Annotated in this window: 37 protein-coding genes and 2 pseudogenes; 35 read left to right on the plus strand and 4 right to left on the minus strand. The window is 46.2% G+C overall.

Annotation, left to right across the window (positions count from 1 at the left end):
- The first annotated feature begins 58 nt into the window (after positions 1 to 58).
- A complete protein-coding gene (locus T260_RS122275; protein WP_014196395.1) occupies positions 59 to 682 on the plus strand; it encodes a YrrS family protein in 624 nt (207 codons plus the stop codon).
- A 113-nt stretch (positions 683 to 795) separates the two neighbouring features.
- Here the strand turns inward: T260_RS122275 and T260_RS122270 are convergent, their stop codons facing one another.
- Positions 796 to 1005: a YrzA family protein gene (locus T260_RS122270; protein WP_011232022.1), complete on the minus strand. Its 210-nt coding sequence runs from the start codon at positions 1003 to 1005 to the stop codon at positions 796 to 798.
- A gap of 189 nt (positions 1006 to 1194) precedes the next feature.
- Between T260_RS122270 and T260_RS122265 the strand changes: the two genes are divergently transcribed.
- The 7 genes and pseudogenes from T260_RS122265 to T260_RS122240 form a co-directional block, all read left to right on the plus strand.
- The gene (locus tag T260_RS122265) at positions 1195 to 1842 is read left to right on the plus strand and encodes a class I SAM-dependent methyltransferase (RefSeq protein WP_011232021.1); all 648 of its coding nucleotides are present in this window, start codon (positions 1195 to 1197) and stop codon (positions 1840 to 1842) included.
- Between the two features lie 14 nt (positions 1843 to 1856).
- Positions 1857 to 2564 (plus strand): 5'-methylthioadenosine/S-adenosylhomocysteine nucleosidase, encoded by a 708-nt coding sequence (gene mtnN, locus T260_RS122260; RefSeq protein WP_013524195.1) that lies wholly within the window; start codon positions 1857 to 1859, stop codon positions 2562 to 2564.
- Positions 2565 to 2841: 277 nt separating this feature from the next.
- Positions 2842 to 3765, plus strand: coding sequence for a PLP-dependent cysteine synthase family protein (locus tag T260_RS122255; protein ID WP_011232019.1), 924 nt, complete (start codon positions 2842 to 2844; stop codon positions 3763 to 3765).
- Between the two features lie 2 nt (positions 3766 to 3767).
- Positions 3768 to 4901 carry a bifunctional cystathionine gamma-lyase/homocysteine desulfhydrase gene (locus T260_RS122250; RefSeq protein ID WP_023634612.1) on the plus strand — a complete coding sequence of 378 codons (1134 nt, stop codon included), beginning with the start codon at positions 3768 to 3770 and terminating at the stop codon, positions 4899 to 4901.
- A 62-nt stretch (positions 4902 to 4963) separates the two neighbouring features.
- Positions 4964 to 5212, plus strand: coding sequence for a YrhC family protein (locus tag T260_RS122245; RefSeq protein WP_011232017.1), 249 nt, complete (start codon positions 4964 to 4966; stop codon positions 5210 to 5212).
- Between the two features lie 375 nt (positions 5213 to 5587).
- A complete protein-coding gene (locus tag T260_RS1000000139260; RefSeq protein ID WP_011232016.1) occupies positions 5588 to 5731 on the plus strand; it encodes a YrzI family small protein in 144 nt (47 codons plus the stop codon).
- Between the two features lie 525 nt (positions 5732 to 6256).
- A pseudogene (locus T260_RS122240) lies at positions 6257 to 6610 on the plus strand (sigma-70 family RNA polymerase sigma factor); the annotation flags it as partial.
- Between the two features lie 15 nt (positions 6611 to 6625).
- On the opposite strand, the gene T260_RS122235 reads toward T260_RS122240, so the two are convergent.
- The 3 genes from T260_RS122235 to T260_RS122230 form a co-directional block, all read right to left on the minus strand.
- On the minus strand, positions 6626 to 7135 hold the full coding sequence (locus T260_RS122235; RefSeq protein ID WP_023634614.1) for an ImmA/IrrE family metallo-endopeptidase: 510 nt from the start codon (positions 7133 to 7135) through the stop codon (positions 6626 to 6628).
- A 172-nt stretch (positions 7136 to 7307) separates the two neighbouring features.
- A complete protein-coding gene (locus T260_RS0121255) occupies positions 7308 to 7985 on the minus strand; it encodes a restriction endonuclease (RefSeq protein ID WP_033027607.1) in 678 nt (225 codons plus the stop codon).
- Positions 7978 to 8313, minus strand: a complete 336-nt coding sequence (locus T260_RS122230; protein ID WP_023634615.1) for a helix-turn-helix domain-containing protein — start codon at positions 8311 to 8313, stop codon at positions 7978 to 7980. The genes T260_RS0121255 and T260_RS122230 overlap by 8 nt, the downstream gene beginning before the upstream one ends.
- 155 nt (positions 8314 to 8468) lie before the next feature.
- Between T260_RS122230 and T260_RS122225 the strand changes: the two genes are divergently transcribed.
- The 27 genes and pseudogenes from T260_RS122225 to ytvI all read left to right on the plus strand — a co-directional run bounded on the left by T260_RS122225 (position 8469) and on the right by ytvI (position 26274).
- On the plus strand, positions 8469 to 8687 hold the full coding sequence (locus T260_RS122225) for a helix-turn-helix transcriptional regulator (protein ID WP_023634616.1): 219 nt from the start codon (positions 8469 to 8471) through the stop codon (positions 8685 to 8687).
- Positions 8688 to 8729: 42 nt separating this feature from the next.
- Positions 8730 to 8924, plus strand: coding sequence for a hypothetical protein (locus T260_RS00885; protein ID WP_023634617.1), 195 nt, complete (start codon positions 8730 to 8732; stop codon positions 8922 to 8924).
- 22 nt (positions 8925 to 8946) lie between these two features.
- A complete protein-coding gene (locus tag T260_RS1000000140580) occupies positions 8947 to 9081 on the plus strand; it encodes a hypothetical protein (protein WP_023634618.1) in 135 nt (44 codons plus the stop codon).
- A gap of 95 nt (positions 9082 to 9176) precedes the next feature.
- A complete protein-coding gene (locus T260_RS122220; protein ID WP_023634619.1) occupies positions 9177 to 9389 on the plus strand; it encodes a hypothetical protein in 213 nt (70 codons plus the stop codon).
- A gap of 10 nt (positions 9390 to 9399) precedes the next feature.
- On the plus strand, positions 9400 to 11691 hold the full coding sequence (locus T260_RS122215; RefSeq protein WP_023634620.1) for a phage/plasmid primase, P4 family: 2292 nt from the start codon (positions 9400 to 9402) through the stop codon (positions 11689 to 11691).
- Positions 11692 to 11808: 117 nt separating this feature from the next.
- On the plus strand, positions 11809 to 12237 hold the full coding sequence (locus T260_RS122210) for a hypothetical protein (protein WP_023634621.1): 429 nt from the start codon (positions 11809 to 11811) through the stop codon (positions 12235 to 12237).
- A gap of 897 nt (positions 12238 to 13134) precedes the next feature.
- Positions 13135 to 13311, plus strand: coding sequence for a hypothetical protein (locus tag T260_RS1000000139870; protein WP_023634625.1), 177 nt, complete (start codon positions 13135 to 13137; stop codon positions 13309 to 13311).
- Positions 13312 to 13315: 4 nt separating this feature from the next.
- Entirely contained in the window at positions 13316 to 13450 is a 135-nt protein-coding gene (locus T260_RS1000000140585; RefSeq protein WP_023634626.1) for a hypothetical protein, read from the plus strand.
- 145 nt (positions 13451 to 13595) lie between these two features.
- Positions 13596 to 13754: a hypothetical protein gene (locus T260_RS122200; protein ID WP_023634628.1), complete on the plus strand. Its 159-nt coding sequence runs from the start codon at positions 13596 to 13598 to the stop codon at positions 13752 to 13754.
- Positions 13755 to 13758: 4 nt separating this feature from the next.
- Positions 13759 to 13974, plus strand: a complete 216-nt coding sequence (locus tag T260_RS122195; protein ID WP_023634629.1) for a hypothetical protein — start codon at positions 13759 to 13761, stop codon at positions 13972 to 13974.
- A 56-nt stretch (positions 13975 to 14030) separates the two neighbouring features.
- A complete protein-coding gene (locus tag T260_RS122190) occupies positions 14031 to 14222 on the plus strand; it encodes a hypothetical protein (RefSeq protein WP_023634630.1) in 192 nt (63 codons plus the stop codon).
- A 63-nt stretch (positions 14223 to 14285) separates the two neighbouring features.
- Complete coding sequence (locus T260_RS1000000140090; RefSeq protein ID WP_023634631.1) at positions 14286 to 15359, plus strand: hypothetical protein; 1074 nt, start codon at positions 14286 to 14288, stop codon at positions 15357 to 15359.
- A gap of 10 nt (positions 15360 to 15369) precedes the next feature.
- Positions 15370 to 17145, plus strand: coding sequence for a fibronectin type III domain-containing protein (locus T260_RS122185; protein WP_128738882.1), 1776 nt, complete (start codon positions 15370 to 15372; stop codon positions 17143 to 17145).
- Positions 17146 to 17290: 145 nt separating this feature from the next.
- The gene (locus T260_RS122180) at positions 17291 to 17764 is read left to right on the plus strand and encodes a hypothetical protein (RefSeq protein WP_023634634.1); all 474 of its coding nucleotides are present in this window, start codon (positions 17291 to 17293) and stop codon (positions 17762 to 17764) included.
- Between the two features lie 2 nt (positions 17765 to 17766).
- Positions 17767 to 18048 (plus strand): hypothetical protein, encoded by a 282-nt coding sequence (locus T260_RS122175; protein ID WP_023634635.1) that lies wholly within the window; start codon positions 17767 to 17769, stop codon positions 18046 to 18048.
- Entirely contained in the window at positions 18039 to 18185 is a 147-nt protein-coding gene (locus T260_RS1000000139875) for a hypothetical protein (protein WP_023634636.1), read from the plus strand. Before T260_RS122175 ends, T260_RS1000000139875 begins: the two co-directional genes overlap by 10 nt.
- On the plus strand, positions 18186 to 18587 hold the full coding sequence (locus tag T260_RS122170) for a hypothetical protein (protein WP_023634637.1): 402 nt from the start codon (positions 18186 to 18188) through the stop codon (positions 18585 to 18587).
- Entirely contained in the window at positions 18587 to 18934 is a 348-nt protein-coding gene (locus T260_RS122165; protein WP_023634638.1) for a hypothetical protein, read from the plus strand. Before T260_RS122170 ends, T260_RS122165 begins: the two co-directional genes overlap by 1 nt.
- Complete coding sequence (locus tag T260_RS122160) at positions 18934 to 19590, plus strand: ATPase (RefSeq protein ID WP_023634639.1); 657 nt, start codon at positions 18934 to 18936, stop codon at positions 19588 to 19590. The genes T260_RS122165 and T260_RS122160 overlap by 1 nt, the downstream gene beginning before the upstream one ends.
- Entirely contained in the window at positions 19559 to 19897 is a 339-nt protein-coding gene (locus tag T260_RS122155; protein WP_023634640.1) for a hypothetical protein, read from the plus strand. Before T260_RS122160 ends, T260_RS122155 begins: the two co-directional genes overlap by 32 nt.
- Positions 19894 to 20259 (plus strand): hypothetical protein, encoded by a 366-nt coding sequence (locus T260_RS122150; RefSeq protein ID WP_023634641.1) that lies wholly within the window; start codon positions 19894 to 19896, stop codon positions 20257 to 20259. Before T260_RS122155 ends, T260_RS122150 begins: the two co-directional genes overlap by 4 nt.
- Positions 20237 to 20494 carry a hypothetical protein gene (locus T260_RS122145; protein WP_128738883.1) on the plus strand — a complete coding sequence of 86 codons (258 nt, stop codon included), beginning with the start codon at positions 20237 to 20239 and terminating at the stop codon, positions 20492 to 20494. The genes T260_RS122150 and T260_RS122145 overlap by 23 nt, the downstream gene beginning before the upstream one ends.
- Positions 20495 to 20682: 188 nt before the next feature.
- Positions 20683 to 22179, plus strand: coding sequence for a recombinase family protein (locus T260_RS122140; RefSeq protein ID WP_023634643.1), 1497 nt, complete (start codon positions 20683 to 20685; stop codon positions 22177 to 22179).
- A 28-nt stretch (positions 22180 to 22207) separates the two neighbouring features.
- Positions 22208 to 22594, plus strand: a pseudogene (locus tag T260_RS122135) (sigma-70 family RNA polymerase sigma factor); the annotation flags it as partial.
- 197 nt (positions 22595 to 22791) lie between these two features.
- A complete protein-coding gene (locus T260_RS122130; RefSeq protein ID WP_011232012.1) occupies positions 22792 to 24060 on the plus strand; it encodes a cation:dicarboxylate symporter family transporter in 1269 nt (422 codons plus the stop codon).
- Between the two features lie 496 nt (positions 24061 to 24556).
- Positions 24557 to 25168, plus strand: a complete 612-nt coding sequence (uptA, locus tag T260_RS122125; RefSeq protein ID WP_011232011.1) for an undecaprenyl phosphate transporter UptA — start codon at positions 24557 to 24559, stop codon at positions 25166 to 25168.
- 80 nt (positions 25169 to 25248) lie between these two features.
- Complete coding sequence (gene ytvI, locus T260_RS122120; protein ID WP_011232010.1) at positions 25249 to 26274, plus strand: sporulation integral membrane protein YtvI; 1026 nt, start codon at positions 25249 to 25251, stop codon at positions 26272 to 26274.
- Positions 26275 to 26360: the final 86 nt, after the last annotated feature.

Genomic DNA, 26360 nt, shown 5'->3' on the forward strand with positions numbered 1-26360 from the left:
ATGTAAGGGGAATCCATGTTTCCAGCACGAACATCATCCAAAGAAGGGAGAGGAGACGGTGGCGCAAATGGGGACACGCTTTGCCGCCCGCGCCAAGCGGCGGAGAATCAACCGTTGGCTCAATGGAGCCATTGCCGTTGTCGTGCTGCTCATTTTGATTGTCGGCGGGAACTTGCTGTTTGGCGATCAACCGAGCGAGAAGGCGGTTGATCGCGAAGCCAAAACAGAAGCGGCCAATGCGAAGCGGGTGGAAGTGGAAACAGGCGAAGCGGCGGCGCCGGCGGAAGCCGAAACGCCCGCCGAGGAAGAAGATGCTGCTTCCACCGATGAAACGAGCGAAGCGGGCATGACAGAAACGCCGGGCCCGCCGGGGTCCAACGTTGAAAAAGAAATCGTCAACCCGGCATGGCAGCCGATCGGTACGACGCAAACGGAGCCGCATGAAACGGTGTTTAAGAAAGATTCGGTCGACTGGAAGGAAATGCTCGATGCCGTCAGCTATGCGACCGGCATCGCCCCGGAGGAGATGATCGTTTGGTTCATCGGCAACAACGGGCCGAACAAAGCAGTCGCGACGATTTCGACGAAAGATCAAACCGCCCATTACAAAGTGTACATTGAATGGGTGACGAACGAAGGCTGGAAGCCGACGAAAGTGCAAAAGTTGAAGCAAAAGCCATAAGCGGCATGATGAGGGGAAGCGGAGATATTCGAAACTTTGGCGGCATCAGTGAAACAATGGCGGTTCATTAGCGGCGGAAAAATACACAGGCGCCCAAAAACGAAGGGCGCCTGTTATTTTTTCGCTTTGAAATGAACGACTGCGCTGTACCACCGCTTTCCGTTTTCCATGACGTGCATTTGATGGGATACATGATGGACGGAAAGCAAGAGCGCCTTGTTATGTTCAATTTGTTCGTTGATTTTTTTCTCGAGCGTCCGCAAGTCGTCCGCTTCAAAAAATTCGATTTTGTCCTCGATCAAATCAAGAGAAATGTTCGGCATCGTTCTTCCTCCTTTCCATTGTCAGTGTAGCAAATTTTCCCGCCCTCATCCACTGGAGTACAAGGGGGAACAATACGAACGAACATGATCGTTGAACAAGGGAAAAACATATGCTACAGTAAGAGCAGGCAATACGAAAAAACATACTATATTTATAGGAATTATAAACTTTTTTTGGGGTGTGACCATATGGGCAGAGAGTTTCTTGACTTGTTTGAGCAATGGGCGGAATCGTATGACCGATCGGTCGAAGGATACGATGAGCAATATCGAGACGTGTTTGCCGGTTATGACCGCATTTTAAGCACGGTCGCCGACAAAGCCGGCCAAGTCGTGCTCGAGTTTGGCGTCGGCACAGGCAACTTGACGAAAAAGCTGCTTGAGCGCGGCAAGCAGGTGTACGGGATCGAGCCATCGGCGCCGATGAGGAAAAAAGCGGCGGAAAAGCTCAGCGGGCGAGCGGTCATTCTGGACGGCGATTTTTTGCAATTTCCGACACCGCCGGAGCCGATCGACACGATCGCCAGCACGTATGCGTTTCATCATTTGACGGATGCGGAAAAAGACGAAGCGCTGGCCAAATATAGTCAATTGCTCCATCCGGGTGGTAAAATAGTGTTTGCCGATACGGCGTTTCGCGACAAAGAGGCGTTCCGCCAGGCGATTGAGGAAGCCCGAGCGCGCGGCTTCCACGATTTGGCCGACGATTTGGAACGCGAATATTATACGACGCTTGACGTATTGGCATCACTGTTTTCCAAGCATGGCTTTTCCGCCTCCTTTGCGCAACAAAACGCGTTCGTCTGGGTGATGGAGGCGGTGAAACAAACGACATAGAAAGAGGGAGAACGATGAAAGCAGCCATTATTGGAGCCATGGAAGAGGAAGTGGCGATTTTACGTTCGCGCATGGAAGGGCGCGAGGAAACGGTCATCGCCGGGTGCGAATTTTCCAAAGGGCGCCTTGACGGCGTGGAGGCGGTGTTGTTGAAATCCGGGATCGGCAAAGTGAACGCCGCCATGGGAACGACGCTTCTGCTTGACCGCTTTCGCCCTGATTTCGTGATCAATACCGGTTCGGCCGGCGGATTTTTGCCTTCGCTTCGTGTCGGAGATCTTGTCATTTCCAAGGAAGTCGTCCATCATGACGTCGATGTGACCGCGTTCGGCTACGCTTACGGGCAAGTGCCTGGCCTGCCGGCGCGCTACCGGGCGGATGAGGCGCTTGTTGAGGCGGCCAAGCAGGCGGCGGCGCGGCTTGATGGCCTGCAGGCAGTGACCGGCTTGATCGCCACCGGCGATTCGTTTATGAACGATCCAAAGCGAGTCGAATTTGTGCGCGGTCAGTTTCCGGAATTGTGCGCCGTCGAAATGGAAGCGGCGGCGATCGCCCAAGTGTGCGTGCAATTTGGAACGCCGTTTGTCATCATCCGGGCGTTGTCTGATATTGCTGGTGAGGAGTCGGACGTGTCGTTTGAACAGTTTTTGGAGACGGCGGCGAAACATTCGGCTGAACTTGTCTTGTCGATGCTTTCCGTTATGAAACAGAAGCGCTATTAAGATGCAGCGAAAAAGCAGCTTGTCTATTTTCTCGACTGTCGAAGGCAAGCCTATGGCTTGCCTCCGTCACGCTAAGGCGTGACGAAAGACCGAACAACGACTCGCTTAAAGACCCATGAATGGGTCTTTAAGCGGTGTTGTTCGGTCACTCGACAGTCGGATGAAATGATCGGCAAAAACGAAAAATGTTAAAGCTTTAAATTGCATCTATATATATAGACAACAGAACACCGCCGTTTTGCTGCTAAACTGAGCGTGAAGAAACGGAGTGACTTGTATGCGCGTAGCAAAAAGCATCCATGAGTTGATCGGCCATACGCCGGTTGTCGAAATTACGCGCTTCCCCCTCCCGGAAGGCGTTCGGCTGTTCGCCAAGCTTGAATACTTCAATCCTGGCGGAAGCATTAAAGACCGGCTCGGACAAGAGCTGTTGCGCGAGGCGTTTGCATCAGGAAAACTGAAAGAGGGGGGCACGATCATCGAGCCGACGGCCGGCAACACCGGCATCGGTCTGGCGCTGGCGGCGATCGGCAAAAACGTGAACATCATTTTTTGTGTGCCGGAAAAATTCAGCATCGAAAAACAACAGCTGATGAAGGCGCTCGGGGCGCAAATCGTTCATACACCGACTGAAGAGGGAATGGAAGGAGCAATCCGCAAAGCGGAGGAGCTCGCCCGCACGATTCCAGGCGCCTATTGCCCCCAGCAGTTCCAAAACCCGGCCAATCCAAGGACGTATTACAAGACGCTCGGTCCGGAGCTGTGGGACGATTTGGACGGACAGATCGACATTTTTGTCGCCGGCGCCGGCTCCGGCGGCACGTTTATGGGGACAGCGACGTTTTTAAAAGAAAAAAACCCGGCCATTAAAACGGTCATCGTGGAACCGGAAGGCTCGATTTTAGGCGGCGGCAAGCCGGGTCCGCATCGGACGGAAGGGATCGGCATGGAGTTTTTGCCGCCGTTTATGGATCCGGATTATTTTGATGCCATCTACACGATCGCGGACGATGACGCGTTCCGGCGCGTCAGCGAACTCGCGAGACAGGAGGGGCTTTTGGTCGGCAGTTCGTCCGGCGCCGCGTTTCATGCCGCCTTGATGGAAGCAGAGAAGGCAAAGCCAGGGACGAATATCGTCGTCATTTTTCCGGACGGGAGCGAACGCTATTTAAGCAAACACATTTATGAAGGTGGGAGGTAACGATGAGGCGGAAAACAATGCTCATTCATGGCGGCATTCCGGGGGATCCGCATACTGGAGCGGTGTCGGTCCCGATTTATCAAGTGAGTACGTATAAGCAAGAAGAAGTTGGAAAGCATAAAGGGTTTGAATACTCGCGCACCGGCAACCCGACGCGCGCGGCGCTTGAGAAGCTGATCGCTGATCTCGAGGGCGGCGAAGCCGGCTTTGCGTTCGCTTCCGGTATGGCGGCAATTACGGCCGTCATGATGTTGTTTCAAAGCGGCGACCATCTAGTGCTCACTGACGATGTGTACGGCGGCACGTATCGCGTCATGACGAACGTGCTGAATCGGTTCGGGCTTGAGGCGACGTTCGTCGATACGAGCGATGTCGCCAACATCGAGGCGCACATCCGGCCGAATACGAAAGCCATCTATATTGAAACGCCGACGAACCCGCTGTTGAAAATCACTGACTTGCAAGCCGCCGCCGCCATTGCCCGTGCGCATGGGCTGCTATTGATCGTCGATAACACGTTTTCCACTCCGTACTTTCAGACGCCGCTTGAGCTTGGCGCCGATATCGTCATCCATAGCGCGACGAAATATTTAGGCGGCCATAGCGACGTCGTCGCTGGGTTGGCGGTTGTCCGCACGCCGGAGCTTGCCGAGCGGCTCCATTACGTGCAAAATTCAACCGGCGGCGTGCTCGGGCCGCAAGATTCATGGCTATTGATGCGCGGGATGAAAACGCTCGCCGTGCGGATGGAGGAACATGAAGAAAATGCGCGCCAAATCGCTGTTTTTTTGGCTGAACACAAGGCGGTCAAGCGCGTCCATTATCCAGGTCTTCCGGATCATCCGAACCACGAGTTGGCGAAAAAGCAAATGCGCGGATTTGGCGGCATGATTTCGTTTGATGTCGGCAGCTTGGAGCGCGCCGAGAAAGTGCTGTCGCGCGTGCGCTACTTTACGCTTGCCGAAAGCTTAGGGGCGGTCGAAAGTTTAATTTCGTTGCCAGGGAAAATGACGCACGCCTCGATCCCGAAGGAACGGCGCGAACAGCTCAGCATTACCGATGGCCTGATCCGTTTGTCGGTCGGGCTTGAAGATGTCAACGATCTGCTTGACGATTTGGCGAAGGCGCTTGGCTGAAATTGCCGCTCCCCCCTTCTGTCCATGTATGATACAGTGAAAGGGGAGAGGAGGGATCGGGCTTGAACGAGCAGCAACGAAACGAGCTGCGGGCCAAGGCGGGCGACTTTAAAACATACAGCCTCGTCTTGTTCGCGTTTGGAGCGTTTCTCTATTTCGGAACGATCATCCCAGGAGCGGTTGAGACAGCGAAAAAGCCGTTCGCCCTATTGGCAGTCGCCGTCTGTTTTACCGCGTCGCTTTCCTGTTTGCGCCAAGCCGCCCGCTATGCCCGCCGTCTTGAGGAAGAAGAAAAGCGGTTCGAACCGTAAACCTGCCTTTTGGCCGAAAGGCGGGTTTTTGTTTAGCCACCATGCTGGCGTTCAAGGGAAAGCAAGCTTTTTGCCTATTTTGCAAAAAAACGGTTTACAATGGAAATAATTTTGGATATAATTGCCTACGTAGCATCATTTCCAAAGGGAGGTCGAAGACAATGACAATGATGATGTGGACAACAGTAACGCATCCATTCTATCAAACGGCTATTCGACCTTCCGCCGACCGGGAATGAACGTGCACCGATGACGAAAAACAGCGATCAGGCCGCAGAAGGGGAGTAGTCTCGCTTTCTGCGGCCTTTTTGTACGCTTAGCCGCAGAAACGCCTTCCTTCTGCGGTTTTTTTGCATGGAAAGGAGGTGAGGGGGTATGACGATCCATTTGTTTTTTATCACGATCACGATTGAGCGGAGAAAGCCGCGGCAACGGAACATCGAAGAGGAGCGGTTCGCGCGTGCAGCTGAGGAGGAGTTGCTTGACCGCAAATGTTCCGCTCATCAACGGTTGTTTTAAAACAATGGAGATGAAAGGGGAGAAGATTCATGTCAATTGTACCAGTATGGCTTGTGATGTGGATGAAACAGACGGGAGACTCGACTTGACTCAGGCTAAAGGGGGGATATCGGTGCTCCGCGTGCTGTTGTTGACGGTCGAATTTCACGAATTGTTCAAAATGTGGCGGAAGCGCTCCTTGTCTTCTTTGGTAAAATAAAATCTAGAAGAGAAGGTCAAGGAGGGAACGGGGATGTTCGCCATTGTCATGTCGATCATCATTACCGCGTCGATTGCGCTTGTTGTCGCCGCGGAAGTCAGCGTTGAGGCAAGAGCGTAAGCACGGCGGTTCTTCTGCATCGGGAGGGGGATAAGCAGGCGGACCGCATCAGCAGAACGTTGGCATCAATCGTTTTTGATTGGTCAGGTCATTGCCGGCTCATTTCGGGCCGGTCTATTTTTGTCGTAAAGACACGGACAACATCGCCCCTGCATATACATAACGATAGGCGGTTTCCGCCGATGACAGCAGGCGGGGGTGAGAGCATGTCCGGCATTTTCACGGCGTTTACGTTTCTGTTGAAAGAGCTGACGTTTCTTGTCTCGTATATTAAAAACAATGCGTTTCCCCAGCCGTTAAGCGCTCAAGAAGAGGAAAAGTATTTGGCGCTGATGGCAAAAGGCGACGAGCAAGCCCGCAACCGGCTCATCGAACACAACTTGCGCCTTGTTGCCCACATTGTGAAAAAGTTTGAAAATACGGGAGAAGAGGTCGAGGATTTAATCTCCATTGGCACGATCGGCTTGATCAAGGCGATTGAAAGCTATTCGCCGGGCAAAGGAACGAAGCTGGCAACGTATGCGGCTCGATGTATCGAGAACGAAATTCTAATGTCTTTAGTGTGCGGAAATAAATTACAATTTGTAATATAACGAATTTTCCGCGCAGATCTGCAATATTTTGTTGTCAATGTAATCTAAACGAGATGCGCATACATCAACTGGCATTTTAAACACGTCCTGCATCTCGCATAATATAAAATCTCGTTTGGCTGATAAGTCAATGTATGTAAGCATGTGATAAGGAATTGCCGCGAATAGCATAAACCGGTTCGCCTGGATTTCTTGGTAATCTCGAAATGACTTGGACATGTTCAGCTGATCCCCCACGTGCAACAATAAGTGCCCAAGCTCGTGGAAAAACACTTCACGACGTTTAGCAGAATCAAAGCGCAAGTCTTTATGCAGCCCAATAATGCGGCAATCATCCCAATAGCCGAATGATCTTGATGCGTACACGATAGAAATGTCAAAGACATCCGCTAAATATTGTTCATCGAGCTGATACGGATACAAGATGCCGTGCTGTTGATAAACGGTTGATATATGCATTTCCAGATCTCCAGGCTTATATAAATAGTTCATTTTTCCCTCAACCTCTGTTATATCCTGTTATATCATTTATCTTTAATTATAGAAACGTATGTTCTTATTTGCAAGAAGAATATGGTATAATCGAGGGAAAGTGGGAGAGAAGAGAAGTTACGGGGATAGGAGAAAGATGAAGTGTTTATTTTAATTCCGAAAGCCACTCTCTCTAGGAGTGGCTTTTTTGATGCTTTTTAGCACGTTCTCTCCAGGGCAAAATTTTGGTTTCAACATATGTGATGTCCGATGTTTGCATTTTTCGCATGTCGGCTTCCACAAGTGCGGCATTTGTAAATGTTCCAGATGTAATGAACCATGTTCCGATACAGCCGTGGTTCTTCTTGGCGCTGTCAAGTTCACGTATATCCTTAACCGTCACCTGGCTTTTGGAACGATAGTAGTGCTTCACTTGTACCGCTATCTTAAGACCGTCTACCTTATTAGTGACAACGATATCGACGCCCCCGTCTTTTGCCTCAGGTGTTTTGATCGGCTGCCAGCCGGTTGATTTTAAGTACAAATACACAAGTTGCTCGAATTCCAGCCCTGATAAATGCTCAAGTGGTGTTTGCAAAATAACGTGATCCGAACGAACGCCGTATTTTCCAGTTGCCGGTTTAGTGACTTTCTTGGACTCCGATATTTTTTTCTGCGGGGATTGTCTTTTCCTTGCTGAAGATTTGACAGGGATTAATGATTCAATTAGAGTGACAACAAAGGCTGTTCCAAAAATCAAAAGTCCTAAGAAAACATATGGATTGTTAAACTTTGAACGGATAAGAAAAATGAAAACCAAAAAAGTGAATCCGCCTAATCTTGCCAGCGTTTGTCTATCTCGTTTATTCATGACTTTTCCTTTCCTGTTGGGCTCTCCATTTTACGTACTCAATATGTTTTTTTATTTCATTGATTTCTTCTTCGGTTAATCCTTCGGTGTCGAAAAAGAAGAGATTTGTTGGTTTTTTAGATTCAACTGTTTTTCCGGTCAGTAAATAATCTGTTGAAACCTCAAATAGATCGGCAAGCTTGAGAAGCGTTTCATAGTCAGGTTCTCTTTTTCCCTGTTCATACATTGCATAGGTAGTACGGCCTACGCCAATCTTTTTTGCTACATCTTCTTGTCGCATATTCAATTTACTTCTAAGTTCCTGTAAACGATTCCCTAAATCGACCATTGTTAACATCCTCCTTAGATTTAATTATAGTCACAAAAAGTGACAAAAAAATAATTTACACAAATAGTGTATTTTTATATTGACATTACACGAATTGTGACATATACTTTGGTTAACGATACGCGTTTTGTGACTTTGAAGGAGGTGATAACTTAATGAGGAAATGGCTTAAAAATATGCGTCTAAGCAAAAAGATGACTCAAAAAGAACTCGCTGAATTAGCTGGGATCTCGAGAAGCACTTATGCCATGATTGAAAATGGTCAAAGAAATCCCAGCGTGGAAGTGGCAAAGCGAATCGCCAACGTTCTTTCCTTCGACTGGACATATTTTTTTGAAAATGAATGTCACGTTTCGTGTATTGCGACTGCATAATTTCATGCCTATACATCCATTGTATTGAAAAGGAGTGAAAGAGTGAGAGTAAAAATTTCGCTGATTGTTGAGGAAAAAGAACACTTTAACAGAGCAATTGGATGCATTGATCATATGCTCGATGCAGTCATGACAAAAGATTACAAAACTGCACGTCAAGTCATTAAATCGTTTGAGTCTGTGCTGGATAAGTTGCAAGAAATCGAGATGAAAAAAGCTCGAAACATAGGGCTATAAGGGTGGTAAGGGGGAAACTTGGATGAAAGTAACGATCATAAAGGGACCAATGTTCAGCCAAGTGGAGAAAGATGTGTATGCATATTTGGCTCAAGTTTTGCCCGATGAATATAAAAAAGTGCAAGAAAGACGGAGCGCTGATGAAAAAGCGTCATAAAAAAAGTAGCAAGCGCCCTAACGCTCACTGCTCTAAAAAATATGCCTATTAAAAATATAACATAGCGAAGAAAAATCAAAAAGGGGGACTCCGAAATGCTGACAAAACAAAAGGCCGATCCAATGCAAAAATATGTTCCAATTGTAATGCAGTGGATCGAGGAGGCGTTTGATATGACCGCTATCCAAGTCGAAGATTTTTCCGTGTTTCCAGCTGGAAAGCTGATACGCGATGAAAACGGACACACCATGGTAGTGTTTTACGATGTTTGGACTGATCAAGTGAAATATACATTCCCGAAAAAGTGAGGATCACAGTATGCAGGCAGCACTTGACTTTCAAATGAGTCTTGAGAGGCTTTTTCCATCAGCGAAAAAGCCCCTCAAGATTATCCGGCTAGTTGGCTATTCACGGATGAACAATGAATCTGATCCGCAAAAGGCATACAGTGTTGCGAAACGGCCGTGCATGAAAGGCTGGCAAGATCTAAATCGACCAGGCATGACAGAAGGAGAGATTCGATCCTGGCTGCGGCAAAAAGGCTGGACAGGGCTTGTCATTCCCGATGGCTATGACGTAATTGACATCGATGAACAGACAGAAGGGGAGCTAATTTTAAAGGGGCTTTTGCGGGAAGGATATAAATTTCATGCGATTCGCACAATACGAGGTTTTCAATTTTTCTTTCGTTCGACAGGGAAAATCAAAGGACAAGACGCGACAGTGCTCATGGCTGGCGGCTTTGTCGGTGACTATCGTCTCTCCGGGCGCGGGCAAGTCGTTCTTCCAAGCGAAAATACAGGCGGACGCCAATGGGTACATATTGCAGACGGGGAACTTTCGCCGATGCCGATCTATTTTGAGCGATTAAAAAAGATTGATAAAGCGCAACGCCCGTTTCCGATTCCGATGCACGAGGGGGGACGGAACAACGCGCTATATGCCCATTGCTGCCGGCTCGTTGAATTTGGCTACACACAAGAGCAAGTCCATGAAATAGCCAGCTTCCTAAATCGCTATTTTTTTCTTCCTCCATTAGACCAGCGTGAATTTGCAAACACATTAAATAGTGCATTGAAACATGAACCAAGTGGAACGGACTATTTTGCGCCGCTACCGATGCCTTCTCCATCGCGAAAAGAAGGGAAAAAGTTCAACCTAACGGAAATGGGCAACGCCGAACGACTTGTCGCGCGGAACGGTCAAAACTTGCGCTATTGCGTCGAATTTGAGGAATGGCTCATCTGGGATGGAAAAACATGGGTAGAGGACAAGAAAAAGCAGATTGAACGCATTGCAATTCGAACGTTTCGCGAAATGTATGTGGAAGCAGCGCAAGAGGAAAATAATGACGCGCGCAATGAATTGTTGCGCTGGGCAAAAGCGAGTGAAAAAAGCTCGGTGTTTTTAAACTCGATTGCAAGAGCAGAAGCAATGCTTCCGATCAGTCAGGATGAGCTGAACAAGGATAAATTTTTGCTGAATTGCGCAAATGGCGTGGTGGATTTACGGACAGGTGAGCTGCTGCCACATGATCGCAAATATATGATGACGAAAAACACACATATTCCATACGATCCGAACGCAAAATGCCCAACATGGATCGCCTTTCTTGAGTCAATTTTTCGTGACGGGGACGATGTGAAGCTTGATATTATCAACTTCCTGCAAAAAGCGATTGGTTACGCATTGACCGGCGATATAAGTGAGCAAGTTGTGTTCTTCCTTTGGGGAACTGGGAGGAACGGAAAATCGACATTTATAAACACGGTGAAGGCACTATTAGGCGATTATGCTAAACAAACTAATTCTAATACATTTACCGCGAAAATGAACGATTCAGGGATCAATAACGATATTGCCCGACTGCATGGAGCACGTTTTGTATCAGCCGTTGAGAGCGAAGACGGCCAGCGCCTCAGTGAATCGCTCATCAAGCAGCTGACGGGAGGTGAACCGATCACAGCCCGTTTCCTACGCAAGGAATTTTTCGAATTTGTGCCTGAATTCAAGATTTTCTTCACGACAAATCATAAGCCAATCATCAAAGGTGATGATGAAGGGATATGGCGACGTATTCGTCTTGTGCCATTCACGTATACGATCCCAAAAGAACAGGTAGACAAGCATCTACCTGAAAAATTGCTGAATGAGCTTCCAGGCATTTTGCGTTGGGCTGTTGAAGGATGCTTGAAATGGCAAAAAGAAGGTTTAGGCGAGCCGGACGAAGTGAAAAACGCGACGGATGAATATAAAGAGGAAATGGATCTGCTCAGCAATTTTTTGAATGATTGTTGTGTGATCCATCCAGGAGCAAAAGTCCAGCTGAACGAGTTGTATAAGGAATATATCAGCTGGTGCGAGGAAAACAGTGAAATCCCGTTGAAAAAGCAAAAGTTTTCTGCGAGATTGGTGCTGCGCGGATTTGAAAAACGGAAATCCACCGGAAACAAAACATTCTTTTTCGGCATCGGTCTTTCCGCTGAAAGTTATAAAGTTACCTCCAGTTACTCAAATTCCGGTAAATCGCCTATAGGCGGTATTTTTGAGGAAATACCGAAAAATAAGCAACTTGAGGTAACTAGTAACTTAGTTGAGGAAGAAATATAGTTACTTAGTTACCATGAGTTACCCGTTTTTAGGGAATATTCTCTATGGTGTGAATTACGGAAAATACCCCTTTTTAAGTAACTTGAAGTAACTAAGTAACTGATAAGGAGGGGTTATATGTTGTATAACATTTTTTACAGATTAGAAAATCTAAATATTGAAATAAAAGTAAAAAACAACAAAATCAGCTTGCTTTATAAAGACGGGAGCTTGCCAATGGATTTAAAAAAACAAATCCAGCAGCACAAGGAGGAAATCAAAAGACGGTTGGAAGAAAATGAACAAGCTCGGCGATATGGTTTTCTAATATATGCTTATGGAGAGCTTTACGAGTTCCGATATGGGAAAGGATCGTACTTGTTTATTGAGAGGGAAGGAAATAAAGCTATCGTTTGGCGAGGAAGCTACATTCACGGCGATCCCCGTCCGTATCGAATAAAAGTTTTAGCTAATCGCGTTCCTTTTCATCATGCATTGGCCGAAGCTGTTGGTTTCATAGAATGGATAAAAAGACAAGATGGGCGAGCAAATATATATTCTCTATAAAGAAAGGGGAGCAATATGACTGCTTTTAAATTATGCTTACGCTCGATCGAGGAAGTTAAGGGAAAACGAATTGAGCAGCTACAGGATGCAGGGAACAGTAAAACTGTTGAGCGGCGTTTATTAGATGCATTGTCAGAATTGACTCATCATTGGCTTAAAGGAAAAAGGGGGAAATGAAGAATGTTTCGTTTTTTTTGCGAACAGTGCGGATTTGAAATTTGGAGCATCGAGGTAATTCCAAAACTAAAATGCCATTGCGGGATATATTCTCAATGTGAAGAAAAGGAATGTGGGATCGATGAATAGTAAAGTAAGAGACTTATTGGATACAGTAGTCTTCTCTGGTTTGTTTCTGATTATCATGGGAGTATTCATCTACTATCTAGTCCGGTGATGGAGGTGTGAAAAATGTATTTGTCCCAGGTGAAATCAAATGGAAAGAGATATATTTATCTGTGCGTGTATGACAGAGGGCAGGAATATTCAACGAGACGTGAACGGCGAGTATATGCTTTTGGGGAGGCTAGGCAGGCGTTGAAGAAGATGCGGAGGTGGAAAAGAAAATTTCGCGAATTTCCACAAGAATTAAAAGAACTTGGATGTTCAGAACAAGATTTAAGTGACTGGATTACGACGCTTGAAACCGGGAAAACAAAAACGGGTAGGAACTTTATCGTAAACGTGTAAGGTTTTAAAGATATTATATATCTATAAAAATGAACGACGAGATTTCTAATCTTTAATCTGTACTGGGAAATTAAAGACGAATTTTTATGAAAGTCTTGTTGGCCGGGCGAAGACAGCTTTGCCCGGTTTCTGCATTGATATGACCAAAATTTTTTGGTGATATGAAAGAGCAAAACGGGCTTGTACATTTAAGATGGGGGTGAAAAATTAATGAATGACCAAACATCGAACATCGGATATGTTGAGATGCGTGAACATACCGTCATCGAAACAAAAGAAGGAAATATTGTGGTCATTCACGAGATCACCCTTGGCGATGTCGTCATTTCCGTTATATTGGCGGCTATGTTGATTTTTATGGTGCTAGAGCGATTTATGAGGAGGTAGGATAATGTACAGCCTTATTTTTGCCACTTCTAAAGATATCTTAGGTGCCTACCTCATCATCATCGGATCGTGCTTGTTGTTGCACCCCGTCACCATGTTTTTGGTGTCAGCTCTGAAAGGGGCGAAACAGCGATGGTAACCACAGGAACGCTGGTTGCCTATGCCTTTAAGGTTGTATTTGGTAACGGCGATGTCATCACTGCGTTAGCATCCTGGGCGATTTTTTTGACATTCTGTTTCGTGGCGACGGCGATTTATCAGACGATGAGATAAGGAGGGAGAAAATGTCCAGTATCGGGAATGTGTTCGATTGGTCGTTTTTTTGGGGTGTTTTCGGATTTTTATTGAAAACCGTTGCTCCCTTCGTCATGCTTGTCGTCGCCATTGTCGCCGTCGGGATGCTGTTGCATGGCGTGATCGTGGCGATCAGATCGAGGTCGTGATAAGATGCCGCAGTTTCAGACGTTTTTTACGCCAGCGAGGTTGGATGAGTTTTGGTATTACGTCAAATGGATTTTGTTTTATGCGGCACCTGCCATTATGATCATGGCAGCGGCCGGTGCTATATCGCTGTTGATCCCGGTCATTAAAAAAAGTTTTGCCAATGAAAACGAGATCAACAGACAGGATGAGACTGATGATTATGAAATACGACGGTATTAGGTTTCAACTAGCATTGCTAGTGAAATAAATCTTATTAAATCAAGGAGGAATCATTCATGCCTGCTTTAGGTGCCGCTATTGATCTTTCTGGGCTGACGTTGCCGTTTTCGGTTTCAGATTTAATCGGCAGTGTCAACAGCCTCATTTCTTGGGTGGGTCCGTTTGTGTTGCTTGCCTTGGCGCTTGGGTTCGCACCGAAAATCATTTCTTTTATCAAGTCTATTTTTGGACGCGCCACGGCTAAGTAATGAGCCAAAAAAGGGGGATGTCACTATCCCCCTTTTTAACATAGGGGGCGTGGGATATATTATATGGTTAAAAAAATGACATTGGTGATTTTAGCCATAGCAGTTGCATATGCGATGATCTTGCCCGATCGATTGTATGCAGCTGATGCGGTATGTTCAAACGGTGAATGTATCTATGGATATTTTGGATCCCAAAGCGGCGATGCAATCCTTTGGGCAGACAGTATATATCATGACGACAACTGGACAAGGGTAAAAATTCAAGGATCCGGACAAGGTGCACTGCAATGGTTTGATGAGACGGGTAATTTATTGGGATCATCAGCCTTAGCTGGATTTTCTGAATATAACTTTCCTCCAGGAGCAAAAGGGTTTAGGATTCGGGCATCAGTAGGAGAATTTCATGCGTTAGAGGCATGGTCTGATAATGATTTATCGCGGCATGTGGTTTTTATGGGGGCTGATTCGGCAGGAAACAACTGTATTGGTTGCGACCTATTCAATTGTCCTGGATGGAGTGAGTATATGAGGAAGCTCAATGAAATTAGAGATGCCATCCCTCCAGCGCCGAACTGGAACCAAGTCGCGGCCATTTTTCGTGATACGATTGTGCCGCGGTTGATTGCTGATATGGAGGTCATGCTTGGAACAGCACCAACGCCGCCGGCAGAGCCGCCAGATCTCCCAGGGGTGGACACACACGGCATCGAGGACAAAGTGCCAAGCATGCCCGATTCGGGGCTTGATACGTCAGGATTCACGAAACAAAATATCGAAAATCAAGCTCCGGAAATTCTGTTTCGGAACGATGACTCAGGCGGATTTGACATCGTGAATCCACTGGACACATTGCCACCATTGCCGGACAAGATGCCGGAGCCGGGGAACACTGACGCAGGGGGATGGGACGCGGGACATCCACAACAGCCGGATGATCAGCCAATGCCTATTCCAAAAGACCAAGACGGGACACCGGACACCGGCAACGCGCCAATACCAAACCAAAACAACGACACACCGCCAAGCCCAGGCGACAATGGCGGAAACGCGCCAATACCAAGCCAAGACGACGGCATACAAGGATCAAAATACTACAAAAAACACCCTGATGATCCGGATGGGAGTGGGGGGAGGTAGTGATTAAACAATGCGGGTAAGAATAACTTTTATAGTTTGTATATTTTTTATTTCATTTTCTTTTTTGAATTCTGCTTTTGCGGCTGTAACGAGCGGTTACGTCTCTCCTGTCGTTATTAATTCTGTCAGCCCTGTAGCGGGATATAACCCCCAAAATTCTGTTGATAGTAATCTGACTTCATATACTAATTTGGGGGGGAATGGATATATCAAATATCTAATTCCTTCTGGTTCGAATTCAATGAAAATACATCTCAGAACTACTAACTATCCAGTAAACCAATATTTGGGATCATATAGAATTGTGTTTTCTAATTCTCAAGGAGTAGTTTGGGATAGTGGTAATATTAAAATTTATACAACTAGTTTAATTGCGTATGATTTTGCTATTCCGGACAAGGCTACAGAAGTCACAGTCTATTCTACATCTTACGCAGATTACTTTCCGCTGCTGGTTTATGAGGTTGAAATGACGGTGCCAATTGACAAAACACCACCACATGAAGTGACAAATCTAGTCACAACGTCATCTACTACAACGATTTTGCTTACCTTTAATAAACCTACTGATAGTGATTACACAGGAACTAGATTGTATGTAAATGGGGTTTTAGTGAAAACTTTGGGGAGTACCACAACATCTTATAGATTAACCGAATTAAAACCTAATACCACATATAATATTAGAATAACGACGTTCGATACGAGTAACAATGAATCAGAGGGGATAACAACATCGGTAAAAACTCCACCGCCGCCCGATGTTGCGAACTTGATTTTATCTCCCTCTCCCTATTCGATTTTTGCAAAATGGATAAATCCAGATGATCCTGACGGCTTAGGATTTATCGGCAATGATCTTTATTTAAACGAAAAACTCATCACATCTTTGGATAAAAACACAACGACGTATACATTTACTGATCTGAGTCCAAACACATCCTACACAGTAAAAATTGTTTCGAAATACAATGGAGGATATTCATCGTCAGGACAGACAGCAACCGCAAAGACAACAATACCGATAGAAGATATCACTGACCTGCAAGCCGACGCAAAATACGACCGTGTGAAGTTATCCTGGAAACTTCCAGATAGCGAGTTTTTCTCGCATGTGAAGATATATCGAAAAAAGATAGAACAACAATCGTTCTGGGATCAACTTTTTGGCGCGACAGCTGTTTCCGCCGCTACGACATCGGATGGCTATACGCCGATGTTTGAAACAAACGGAACGTACTGGACGGACTTGACCGTCACACCAGACACGACGTATTCGTATAAGGTGACATCGGTCAATACAGAGGGAAATGAGTCGCAAGGGGTAACGATTGAAACGACAACACCGTCCGAGCCTGTTCCGGTCTTAACTGGCGTGGCGACAACGCAAAATGAAAACGGCGACTATGTCGTCACATGGACAAGCCCTACAAAAGGATCAGTGAAAGTGCTGATCGGTGGAAAGAGTTATACAGTAGTTGATGCAGCATCACAGCGAGTAATGATTAAAAAAGAAGATCTGAAGGCGGACTTCTTTGGAGGATATGACGCAAAATTAGTGCCGGTCGGAGAATTTGGCACAGAAGGACAGGCTGTACAGGTGCCAGCAGTAGGGAAGAAAATTGAATTCCCTATAACATTCGATGATTTCATGAAAACTGTTGCAAACATTCTCTCCTGGGCGGCTCCGCTGATCTTAGTGTTGTTTGTATTCATTTTTTGGAGGCCATTTATTGCTTTTTTGCGAAAAACGATTTTAGTAAAAGGAGGGCGTATGAAATCATGAATGTCAATATCGTACAGGAGGTCATTGATATCGTGTTTCAACGATACATGCCATATATTACGCCCATCCTATTTATTTTCGCAGTAGCAATGTTCGGTGAAAAACTGATTGGGCTGTTATATAGTCTGATTCGCAGGTGATAACGATGATTTTTATGCCGTTAGTATTAGCAGGCATACTCGGCGATGCGTTTGGTAAGCTCTTTGATGTCATATGGTCAGTCATAAAGTGGATAGGGCGGCTGTTAAAAAAGCTGTTTCAAGGGCTTATTGATTTAATCGCCGGGTTTTTTGAAGTCATTTACGCGTTGATTGACGGGCTGCTGTACTTTTTGTATAAAATCGGCGTTCTAGCTGTAAAGCTGTTTTTGCTGTTTTTCGAGCTGGCGAAAATGATTGTTTCGCTGTTTGTCGGCTTTGCAAAGACGCTTGCCAGCCTTGTATATGTTCCGCGCGGCGGAAGTGGAAACGGCTATTCTGAAATGTTAGGCAAGATTTTTGCGGCTATGCAGCCTTTGAAGTTGGAGCCAATCGCCTATATATTGCTTTTTATTTTGTGGATGTTTACGGCTGTGGCAGCGATCAAGCTGCTGTCGTCGATCAGAGTAGGGGGAGATTGATAGTGAACATTAAAGAGGCCATACACAGTTTCATTGATAAAATTTTTAATCCCCCAATCACATTTTTAGATATGGGTATAGAAAAGCTACGCGCAGTTGGGCAAATAACCGCTCAAGGTTTAAATGTCGGCAAATATCTCGCCGTGTTTGGCGACATGCCGACAGCTTGGCAACTTGTCGTGTCGTCAGCGTTGGCATCCGTTGTGATCTTAGGATCGCTGCTGATTTTCCGATCAGTCATGCGTCTCTATTATAGTTTGAAAGAGGGTGTAAAGTGGTGGTAGATGCATTTATCTATATGTTTACGCTTGGTGCTGGGGCGGCGTCCGGAATTGGTGTTGTTGCCTTTTTAGGGTGGAAAATCGTTCAGTTTTCAAATAGAAAAACCTTGAAGAAACAACAGAGAAGGGCGGTAATTTAAATGGGATTGCTAAAGAAAAAGGAAAAGGACGAGTTTTTTCCAGAAACAAACGACATATTGATTGTGTTTGACGACGAACAAAAAACGAGTGATATACAGCGTATTGACGAAATTCGCGACGGTGCAGTGTATGTGACAGGCAAATATAAAGTGCCAATACATGACTGTGAGATTACGACTGGACCTGAGGGACGACACTTTTTCTATCGCGCGCCGTCGCGGTCGGTACAGGAAACACAACGATTGGCAGATCTAGAAAAAAGTATGGTGCTACGGCAAATCACGTCATATCGTCCGCCAGAGCCACCAAGCCAACTTGATATGACAAAAATCCTTTTATTCGGGCTTGTGTTCTTTGCGTTTATCATTATTGGCATTTCCAGCTGCGGAGGGGGAGCATAATGCAAAGCAATGCCGAAAAGCTACAAAGCGTTATATCTGATGATTTGTTCCCGCAAGTGCAGCACATATCAGACGTCAAACAAGTTCTCGAAGAAATGACGACAAAAGCGCAGGAACTGCAAGAATGGCAAATTAAAGCGATTTTGTTGCTCGAAAGTCTTTCGAGGAATGAATACTTGCACGGAAATAGTGATCCGTATCGTGAAATTATCAACTTTATCATGCAAGGCAAGGTGCTTGTTGCTGATCCACAATACTACATTGATACGATCGAAGCATTGATTCCGAAGCCACCAAAGCCGGTCATTGTCGCGCCGAATGGCGTTGAGAAGGGAGGAAAACGGTAATGGCACATCATTTCTTCATACAAGGGCCGTTAGGAGCTGGGAAAACGTTGATGATGTCGCTTTTGGCGCATCATTGGCGAGAAAAAGTGCGTGAGCGTGGCGGTGATATTCAACTTTTTTCAAACTACGGCTTGAAAGATTCGATTCCTCTTGAACACTATACAGACTGGTATAAGGTAGCAGAAGCGCAAGGCAGCATTTGTTGCTGGGACGAAGCGCAAATGGCGTTTTCAAACCGCAAATGGTCGAAATACGGCGCGACGATTGCAACGGAAGTCATGATGTTCACGAGAAAGATGAAAAGTGTGCAAATATATTGTTCTCCAAGCATAAACAACGTTGACAGTCGCATCCGGCAGATCGTCGAGGTTCTGATTAATGTCAGAAAAATTGGTGATCGCGGCTTTGCAATCCACTTTACGGATTATCAAACGGGCGAGTTTATGCATCGGCAATTTCTCCCGATGTGGAAGGCGAAGAAGATATTTAAGCTAGGGCTCTATGATACGGACACGATGGTGCTGGGCTTCCCTCTCCCCTCCACTGAGCGGGAAGGAAACGAATTTTTCCAAACGCTTGAGGAAATACATGAGAAATCACGCCAAAGCGTAAGGAGGGCTGCCCGTGAACTACTCACTGGTGCCGCAGCACTATAAAGAAAAAGATCCGCGTACATTGTTGTATCATTTTCCGTCTATTCCAGTCGTGAAATTCGCGAAAATCACGCAAAAATTTTATTTCTTTAAGCAACTTGAAATCGCGCAGGACATTGTCAACCGAATGGGGTATATTTTGCTTCCATCTGTATGTATGCACTGGGAACGAGTGAAACAGTTTGCTGATAGGCGCATTAGGATTGGGCGAAACTCCTTTTTTATGATGCGTCCTAATGAGCTGACAGAGTCTGAACATCGCAAGTTGAGGGAATATATCGACGAAATCAGAAAAGGAGAGAAATCATGAAGATGCAATTGACGAATACGGAAGTAGGCATGTTATTGATTCATATGGGGATAATGCGTAAAGAAATCAAAAAGGCATTGAAACGAAATTATAGTTTGTCTGAGGCAAAAAGACAGCTTGCTTGTTACGATTCGATCATTGACTTGCTTGGACGTGTTGTCGATGATACTAAGAAGCTGTGTGATATAGATTTTTCAGATGAACAGAAAGAAATGCTGGCGTCATTCATATATTCGTACACCACGATTATTAAGCAGGAGGCCGGGCGTGAGAAGATTGATGCCAGCGATATTTTGCAGGCGTTTGAAAATATAGCTGCTCGATTAGAAGGAGGGCGGCATGCATATGCTGAAACTATTTAAACAACCGGATTTTTGGCTAAGCCTGGCTACGGCCTTATGCGGCATAGCGCTTAGCTATATCATTGTCCCGTACTTGTTCCCGTATGTCATGCAAGGCATGTTTGCAACGTGCTTACTAACTGGACTGTTTATCGGCGAATTTTTAGGAGAGACGAAGCATTTGATGAAAGCAATAATGAACGAAAGAATAGCAACAAAAGAGCATATACATGAAATCAGAACTGGCAGCAGATAGCATGCGTGGACATGTTATCTGTTTTTTTATGGGTCATGTGTACAAACGATGAGCGCATATCCTTCAGCAAGGGGGTATGCGCATGCGTGTACGCATCATATATGGGGAGCATACTGACAAGTCAATTAAGGACTGTTATCATTATTTAATAAAGATATACATGGTAAGAAAGGAGCTAGCCCAAAAAGATGAAGGCGATCTACGCAAGAGTATCGACGGAGGAATCAGCTCAAAAGGGGTATTCGATCGCCCACCAGATTGATGAGGCCAAGAAAAAAGCAGGAACAGACCAAGTGCTGATATATACGGATGAAGGCTACTCCGGGGAATTTTTAGAGCGCCCAGGGCTTGAAAAGCTGCGGGATGATGTAAGGAAAGGGCTTATTGAGGCCGTTATCGTTTACGATCCCGATCGCTTAGCGCGAAATCTTATGCATCAGTTGCTCCTTGACGATGAGCTGCGCAAAAATAACGTTGAACTCATTTTTGTGAACGGAGAGTACGAAAATACGCCCGAAGGCAAGCTGTTTTTTTCACTTAGGGGAGCCATTGCCGAGTTTGAGAAAGCGAAGATCCGGGAGCGTACAATGGCTGGGAGGCTGAGAAAAGCCAAAGAAGGTAAGATTGTCAAAGATGATAAGATATATGGCTACGATTATGATAAACAAACGGGCCAACTTGTGATAAACGAAGAAGAAGCAGAAATTGTCCGGTTTATTTTTGACAGTTTTATCCGCCAGGATCGGTTTAAAGGGATCAATGGGATTGCTCATTATCTAACAGAGAAAAAAGTGAAAACGAAAACAGGCAAAACGGTCTGGCATCGTCAAGTGGTGCGGCAAATCCTGATGAATGAAACGTATATGGGGAAAAGGCCGCAAAACCGGTGGAATACGGAAGGAATGATTGCAAACCGATATCGCAAGGATCAGAAAGTGCCCATGACACTGCGCCCAAAAGAGGAATGGATTTATGTCGATGTGCCTGCGATCGTGACGGAAGAACAGTTCAAGCGAGCGCAAATGCTGTTAGAGCAGTCCAGGCGCCGTTATGCCAAAACGACCAAGCATAAATACTTGCTGTCCGGCTTATTGCGCTGCTCCCAGTGCGGCAATACGATGACAGGGAGATATACGAAGAATTGGGGGAAGTATTATCGCGAGTATACGGACATAAAGAACACAGCAGGCGCTAAGCACAGGGGCTGCGGGATGACTGTTAGAGCGGACGAAATTGAAAAAGTTGTATGGTCTCATTTAATGGACATATTCAACAATCCCGATCGGTTAAGCGATTTCCAGCCTGAGAGAACAGATGGCAACTTTGAAAAAGCAGAGCTCGACAGGCTGGAAAAAGAAATTGAGCGGGCAAGGAAAGGGCGTAAAAGATTATTAAGTCTTGTGGCAATGTCCGATGATGAGATTGACTTAGAGGAAATCAAACAAGAAATCCGCCATCTACAACAGCGGGAAAAGGATTTAACGGAGCAATACACTCAGTTGGAACAACAATTAAGGGCACTGCAAGATAAAAAACCTAGCGAGCATATATTACGTGAAGCGATGGACTTTTTCACGCGGCATAAAGATGAATTAAGCTTTGAGACGAAACAGGCAATAGTACGCAAAGTGATAAAAGAAATTCGTGTACTTGACAAAGATGATATTGAAATTGTTTTGTTTTGATTTCTATTTATTTCCGCACACTAATGACATAAAAAACGAAATTCTGATGCACCTGCGTTCATTAAAAAAAACGCGCAAAGACGTCTCGTTGCATGAGCCAATCGGCCAGGACAAAGAAGGAAACGAAATCAGCCTGCTTGATATTTTAAAAGCCGAAGGCGAAGACATCGTCGATGAAATCCACTTGAACATGGAGCTCGAACAAGTCAAACAATATATCAGCGTGCTTGATGAGCGGGAAAAAGAGGTGATCATCAATCGCTTTGGCCTCGGTCGGCAGCGGGAAAAAACGCAGCGTGAAATCGCCAAAGAGCTCGGCATCTCGAGAAGCTATGTCTCGCGCATTGAAAAACGGGCATTAATGAAAATGTTTCACGAGTTTTATCGGCAGGAAAAAGAAAAACGGCGGTCATAACAAAAGCGGGTTGCTGGTGCAGCGACCCGCTTTTTCAGTAGTGGAAGAATAGAAATTATTTTAAAAAACTGAATTCTTTCATTTATATCCTTTGATGAAGCGATTTCAATCAAAAATATTGACAGATTTTATTTTTAAAAGTAAAATAATTTTGTCGTCTTTTGTCTAAATTTGTCTAAAGGAGGCGAAAAAGCATCATGCGCAAGATCGGCTTGGCATGGCAAATTTTCATCGGCCTTATTCTCGGGATTATGGTTGGGGCCATTTTTTACGGAAGCCCTAAAGTAGCGACGTATTTGCAGCCGATCGGAGATGTTTTTCTCCGTTTAATTAAGATGATCGTCATCCCGATCGTCGTCTCGAGCTTGATTGTCGGCGTCGCCAACGTCGGTGATGTGAAAAAGCTCGGAAAGTTGGGCGGCAAAACGATCCTTTATTTTGAGATCATTACGACGATTGCCATTATCGTCGGCCTCTTGGCAGCGAACATTTTCCAACCAGGCGTCGGCGTCAATATGAAGTCGCTTGAGAAAACGGATATCCAGTCGTATGTCGATACGACGAACGAAGTGCAGCACCATTCGATGGTTGAAACATTTGTCAACATCGTGCCGAAAAACGTGTTTGAAGCGCTGTCGACCGGGAATATGCTGCCGATCATCTTCTTCTCGGTGATGTTCGGGTTGGGCGTAGCCGCGATCGGTGAAAAAGGGAAACCGGTGCTTCGCTTTTTCCAAGGCACAGCGGAAGCGATGTTTTATGTGACGAACCAAGTGATGAAGTTTGCGCCGTTTGGCGTTTTCGCCTTGATCGGCGTGACGGTGTCGAAATTCGGCGTCGCTTCGCTCCTTCCGCTCAGCAAGCTTGTTGTGCTCGTTTATGCGGTCATGGCGTTCTTCGTGTTGGTGGTGCTTGGCGCTGTGGCCAAATTGGTAGGTACAAATATTTTCCATATTATAAAAATCTTAAAGGATGAATTAGTGCTTGCCTATAGCACGTCGAGCTCGGAAACCGTGTTGCCTAAGGTTATGGAAAAAATGGAGAAATTCGGTTGTTCAAAGGCTGTAACATCCTTTGTCGTTCCGACCGGCTATTCGTTCAACTTGGATGGGTCAACGCTCTATCAGGCGCTGGCGGCTGTCTTTATCGCTCAACTGTACGGCATCGACATGCCGATTTCGCAGCAAATCTCGCTTGTGCTCGTTTTAATGGTGACGTCCAAAGGGATTGCCGGTGTCCCAGGCGTATCGTTTGTCGTCTTATTGGCGACGCTTGGCACGGTTGGCATTCCAGTTGAAGGATTGGCGTTTATCGCCGGCATCGACCGCCTTTTGGACATGGCGCGCACAGTGGTCAACGTCATCGGCAACTCGCTGGCGGCGGTTGTGATGTCGAAATGGGAAGGGCAATATAACGAAGAACAAGGAAAACAATACATCGCTGAGCTGCAGCAGCAAAGCGCCTAAGAGAAAAGTGGCTCAGATGTGTTGATTAACCAATAATAACTATGTATATAGATGCAACAAAGAAGTTTAACATATCCTTGACAGAAAAGTGGTTTGCCCATTTTCGACTGTCGAAGGCAAGCGTGTGGCTTGCNTATATAGATGCAACAAAGAAGTTTAACATATCCTTGACAGAAAAGTGGTTTGCCCATTTTCGACTGTCGAAGGCAAGCGTGTGGCTTGCCTCCGTCACGCCTTAGCGTGACGGAAGACCGAACAATGCCGCTTCACAGACCCATTCATGGGTCTGGAAGCGGCGCTGTTCGGTCACTCGACAGTCGGATGCAATGACCGGCAAAGACGAAAAATGTTAAAGCTTTAAATTGCATCTATATAGATGATCATCGACACTCGTGAAAGCGGCTGAATGATCAGCCGCTTTTCCCGTTTTGTTGGCAAGGAACGTATAGTATAATGAAAAAATGGACAAGGAAGCGAAAGACAAGGAGGAAAAACGGTGCACGAAGTCATTCAATCGATGTTTTCCTTTTTGACCAGTTTAGGCTATGTCGGCATCGCTCTCGCCTTGATGGTGGAAGTGATCCCCAGCGAGATCGTGTTGGCTTATGCCGGTTATTTGGTAGCGCGGGGGGATGTCTCATTTGCTGGGGCCGTGGCAGCTGGGACAATAGGCGGCACGGTGGCGCAGTTGTTTTTGTATTGGATGGGCTACTATGGCGGACGGCCGTTTCTAGATCAGTATGGGAAATATGTATTGATCCAGAAAAAACATTTGGATGTGGCGGAACGCTGGTTTGCGAAATTTGGCCCCGGCGTCATTTTCAGCGCCCGGTTTATCCCCGTTGTCCGCCATGCGATTTCGATCCCCGCCGGCATTGCGCGGATGAAGTGGTTGCCGTTTACGATTTACACGGTGTTGGCCATCATCCCATGGTCCATCTTGTTTATTTGGTTGGGAGAGCAGCTTGGCCAACGATGGCGGCAAATTGACGAGATGGCGGCGCCATACGTCCGACCGGCTATTGCAGCGGCGGTGGCGGTGGCGGCGATTTACATCGTTTGGCAACGACGACGCCGCGCTGCAGATGAAAACGAGCGCATGAAATAGTTGCCCGTCCGCATGCTGTCGGCTATATTTATACATGAACCATCTTTTGGCTAAATTTTTATGAAAAATGAGGGACGAACGTGAAACGTTGGATTATCATTGCGTTGCTATTCGCTGTGGGGCTATGGCTTGTGCCATACAGCGTGCCTCTTCTTTTCGCACTTGCGACCGCGCTTTTGCTCGAGCCGTCCATCCGCCGATTGCAAGAAAACTATAAGCTGAAGCGCGCGCACGCCGTCACGGTGATTTTTTCATTGTTCATCATCATTCTTGGGCTTTCCCTTTACTTTCTAGTCGTGATTTTTGTGCAACAAGTGATGGCGCTCTCGCAAAAACTGCCTTATGTGCTAAACGAAGCGACGAAAGTGCTCGACCGCCTCATTCAAACGTGGCAGTCGTATTCCAGCTCCATTCCGCAGGAAATCATCGATTCGCTTGAACGCGGCGTCAATACCGTCGAGCAAATGCTTTTGTCGTTTGCGACCAACTTGACGCAGTCGCTCGTCCATTATATTGCCGCCATTCCGGCGTTTTTGATTCATTTTTTAGTGTATTTGATCGCACTGTTTCTCATTTGCCTCGATTTGCCGCAGCTGAAGCAAGGCATGCGCCGCTATTTGTCCGAACGGACCGAACAGCGGCTTGGGATGGTCGTCGCCCAGCTGAGCAAAGCGGGGATCGGCTTTTTAAAAGCGCAGTTTTTGCTTAGTTTAATTACGTTTTTCCTCGCGCTGGCTGGCCTTTTCGTGTTGGGGGTCGACTATGCGGCGTTGATGGCGCTGGTCATCGTCGTCGTTGATATTTTGCCGATTTTAGGAACGGGTTCCGTGCTTGTTCCGTGGGGGCTCATCAGCATGGCGAACGGCAACAATACGCTTGGCATCGGGCTCATCGTGCTGTTTGTCGTCATCACCGTCGTGCGCCGGATCATTGAGCCGAAAGTGTTTTCCACCAATTTGGGCATTTCCCCGCTCGCCGCGCTCGTCAGCGTCTATCTGGGGTTTCAGCTGCTTGGCTTTATCGGGTTGTTCGTCGGGCCGGTCGTTGTCATTTTGGTTGAGGCGCTTGCCAAAGCCGGAGTCATTAAATGGACGATCAAGCTTTGATTTTTTCGAATAAAGGTCTTTGCGGACGAAGGAGGAAAAACCGGCGAACCGCCGGTTTTTCTGTTTGGACATGGAAAAGAGAGTTT

This window comes from Geobacillus thermopakistaniensis, assembly GCF_000498995.1.
Lineage (GTDB): Bacteria > Bacillota > Bacilli > Bacillales > Anoxybacillaceae > Geobacillus > Geobacillus thermoleovorans.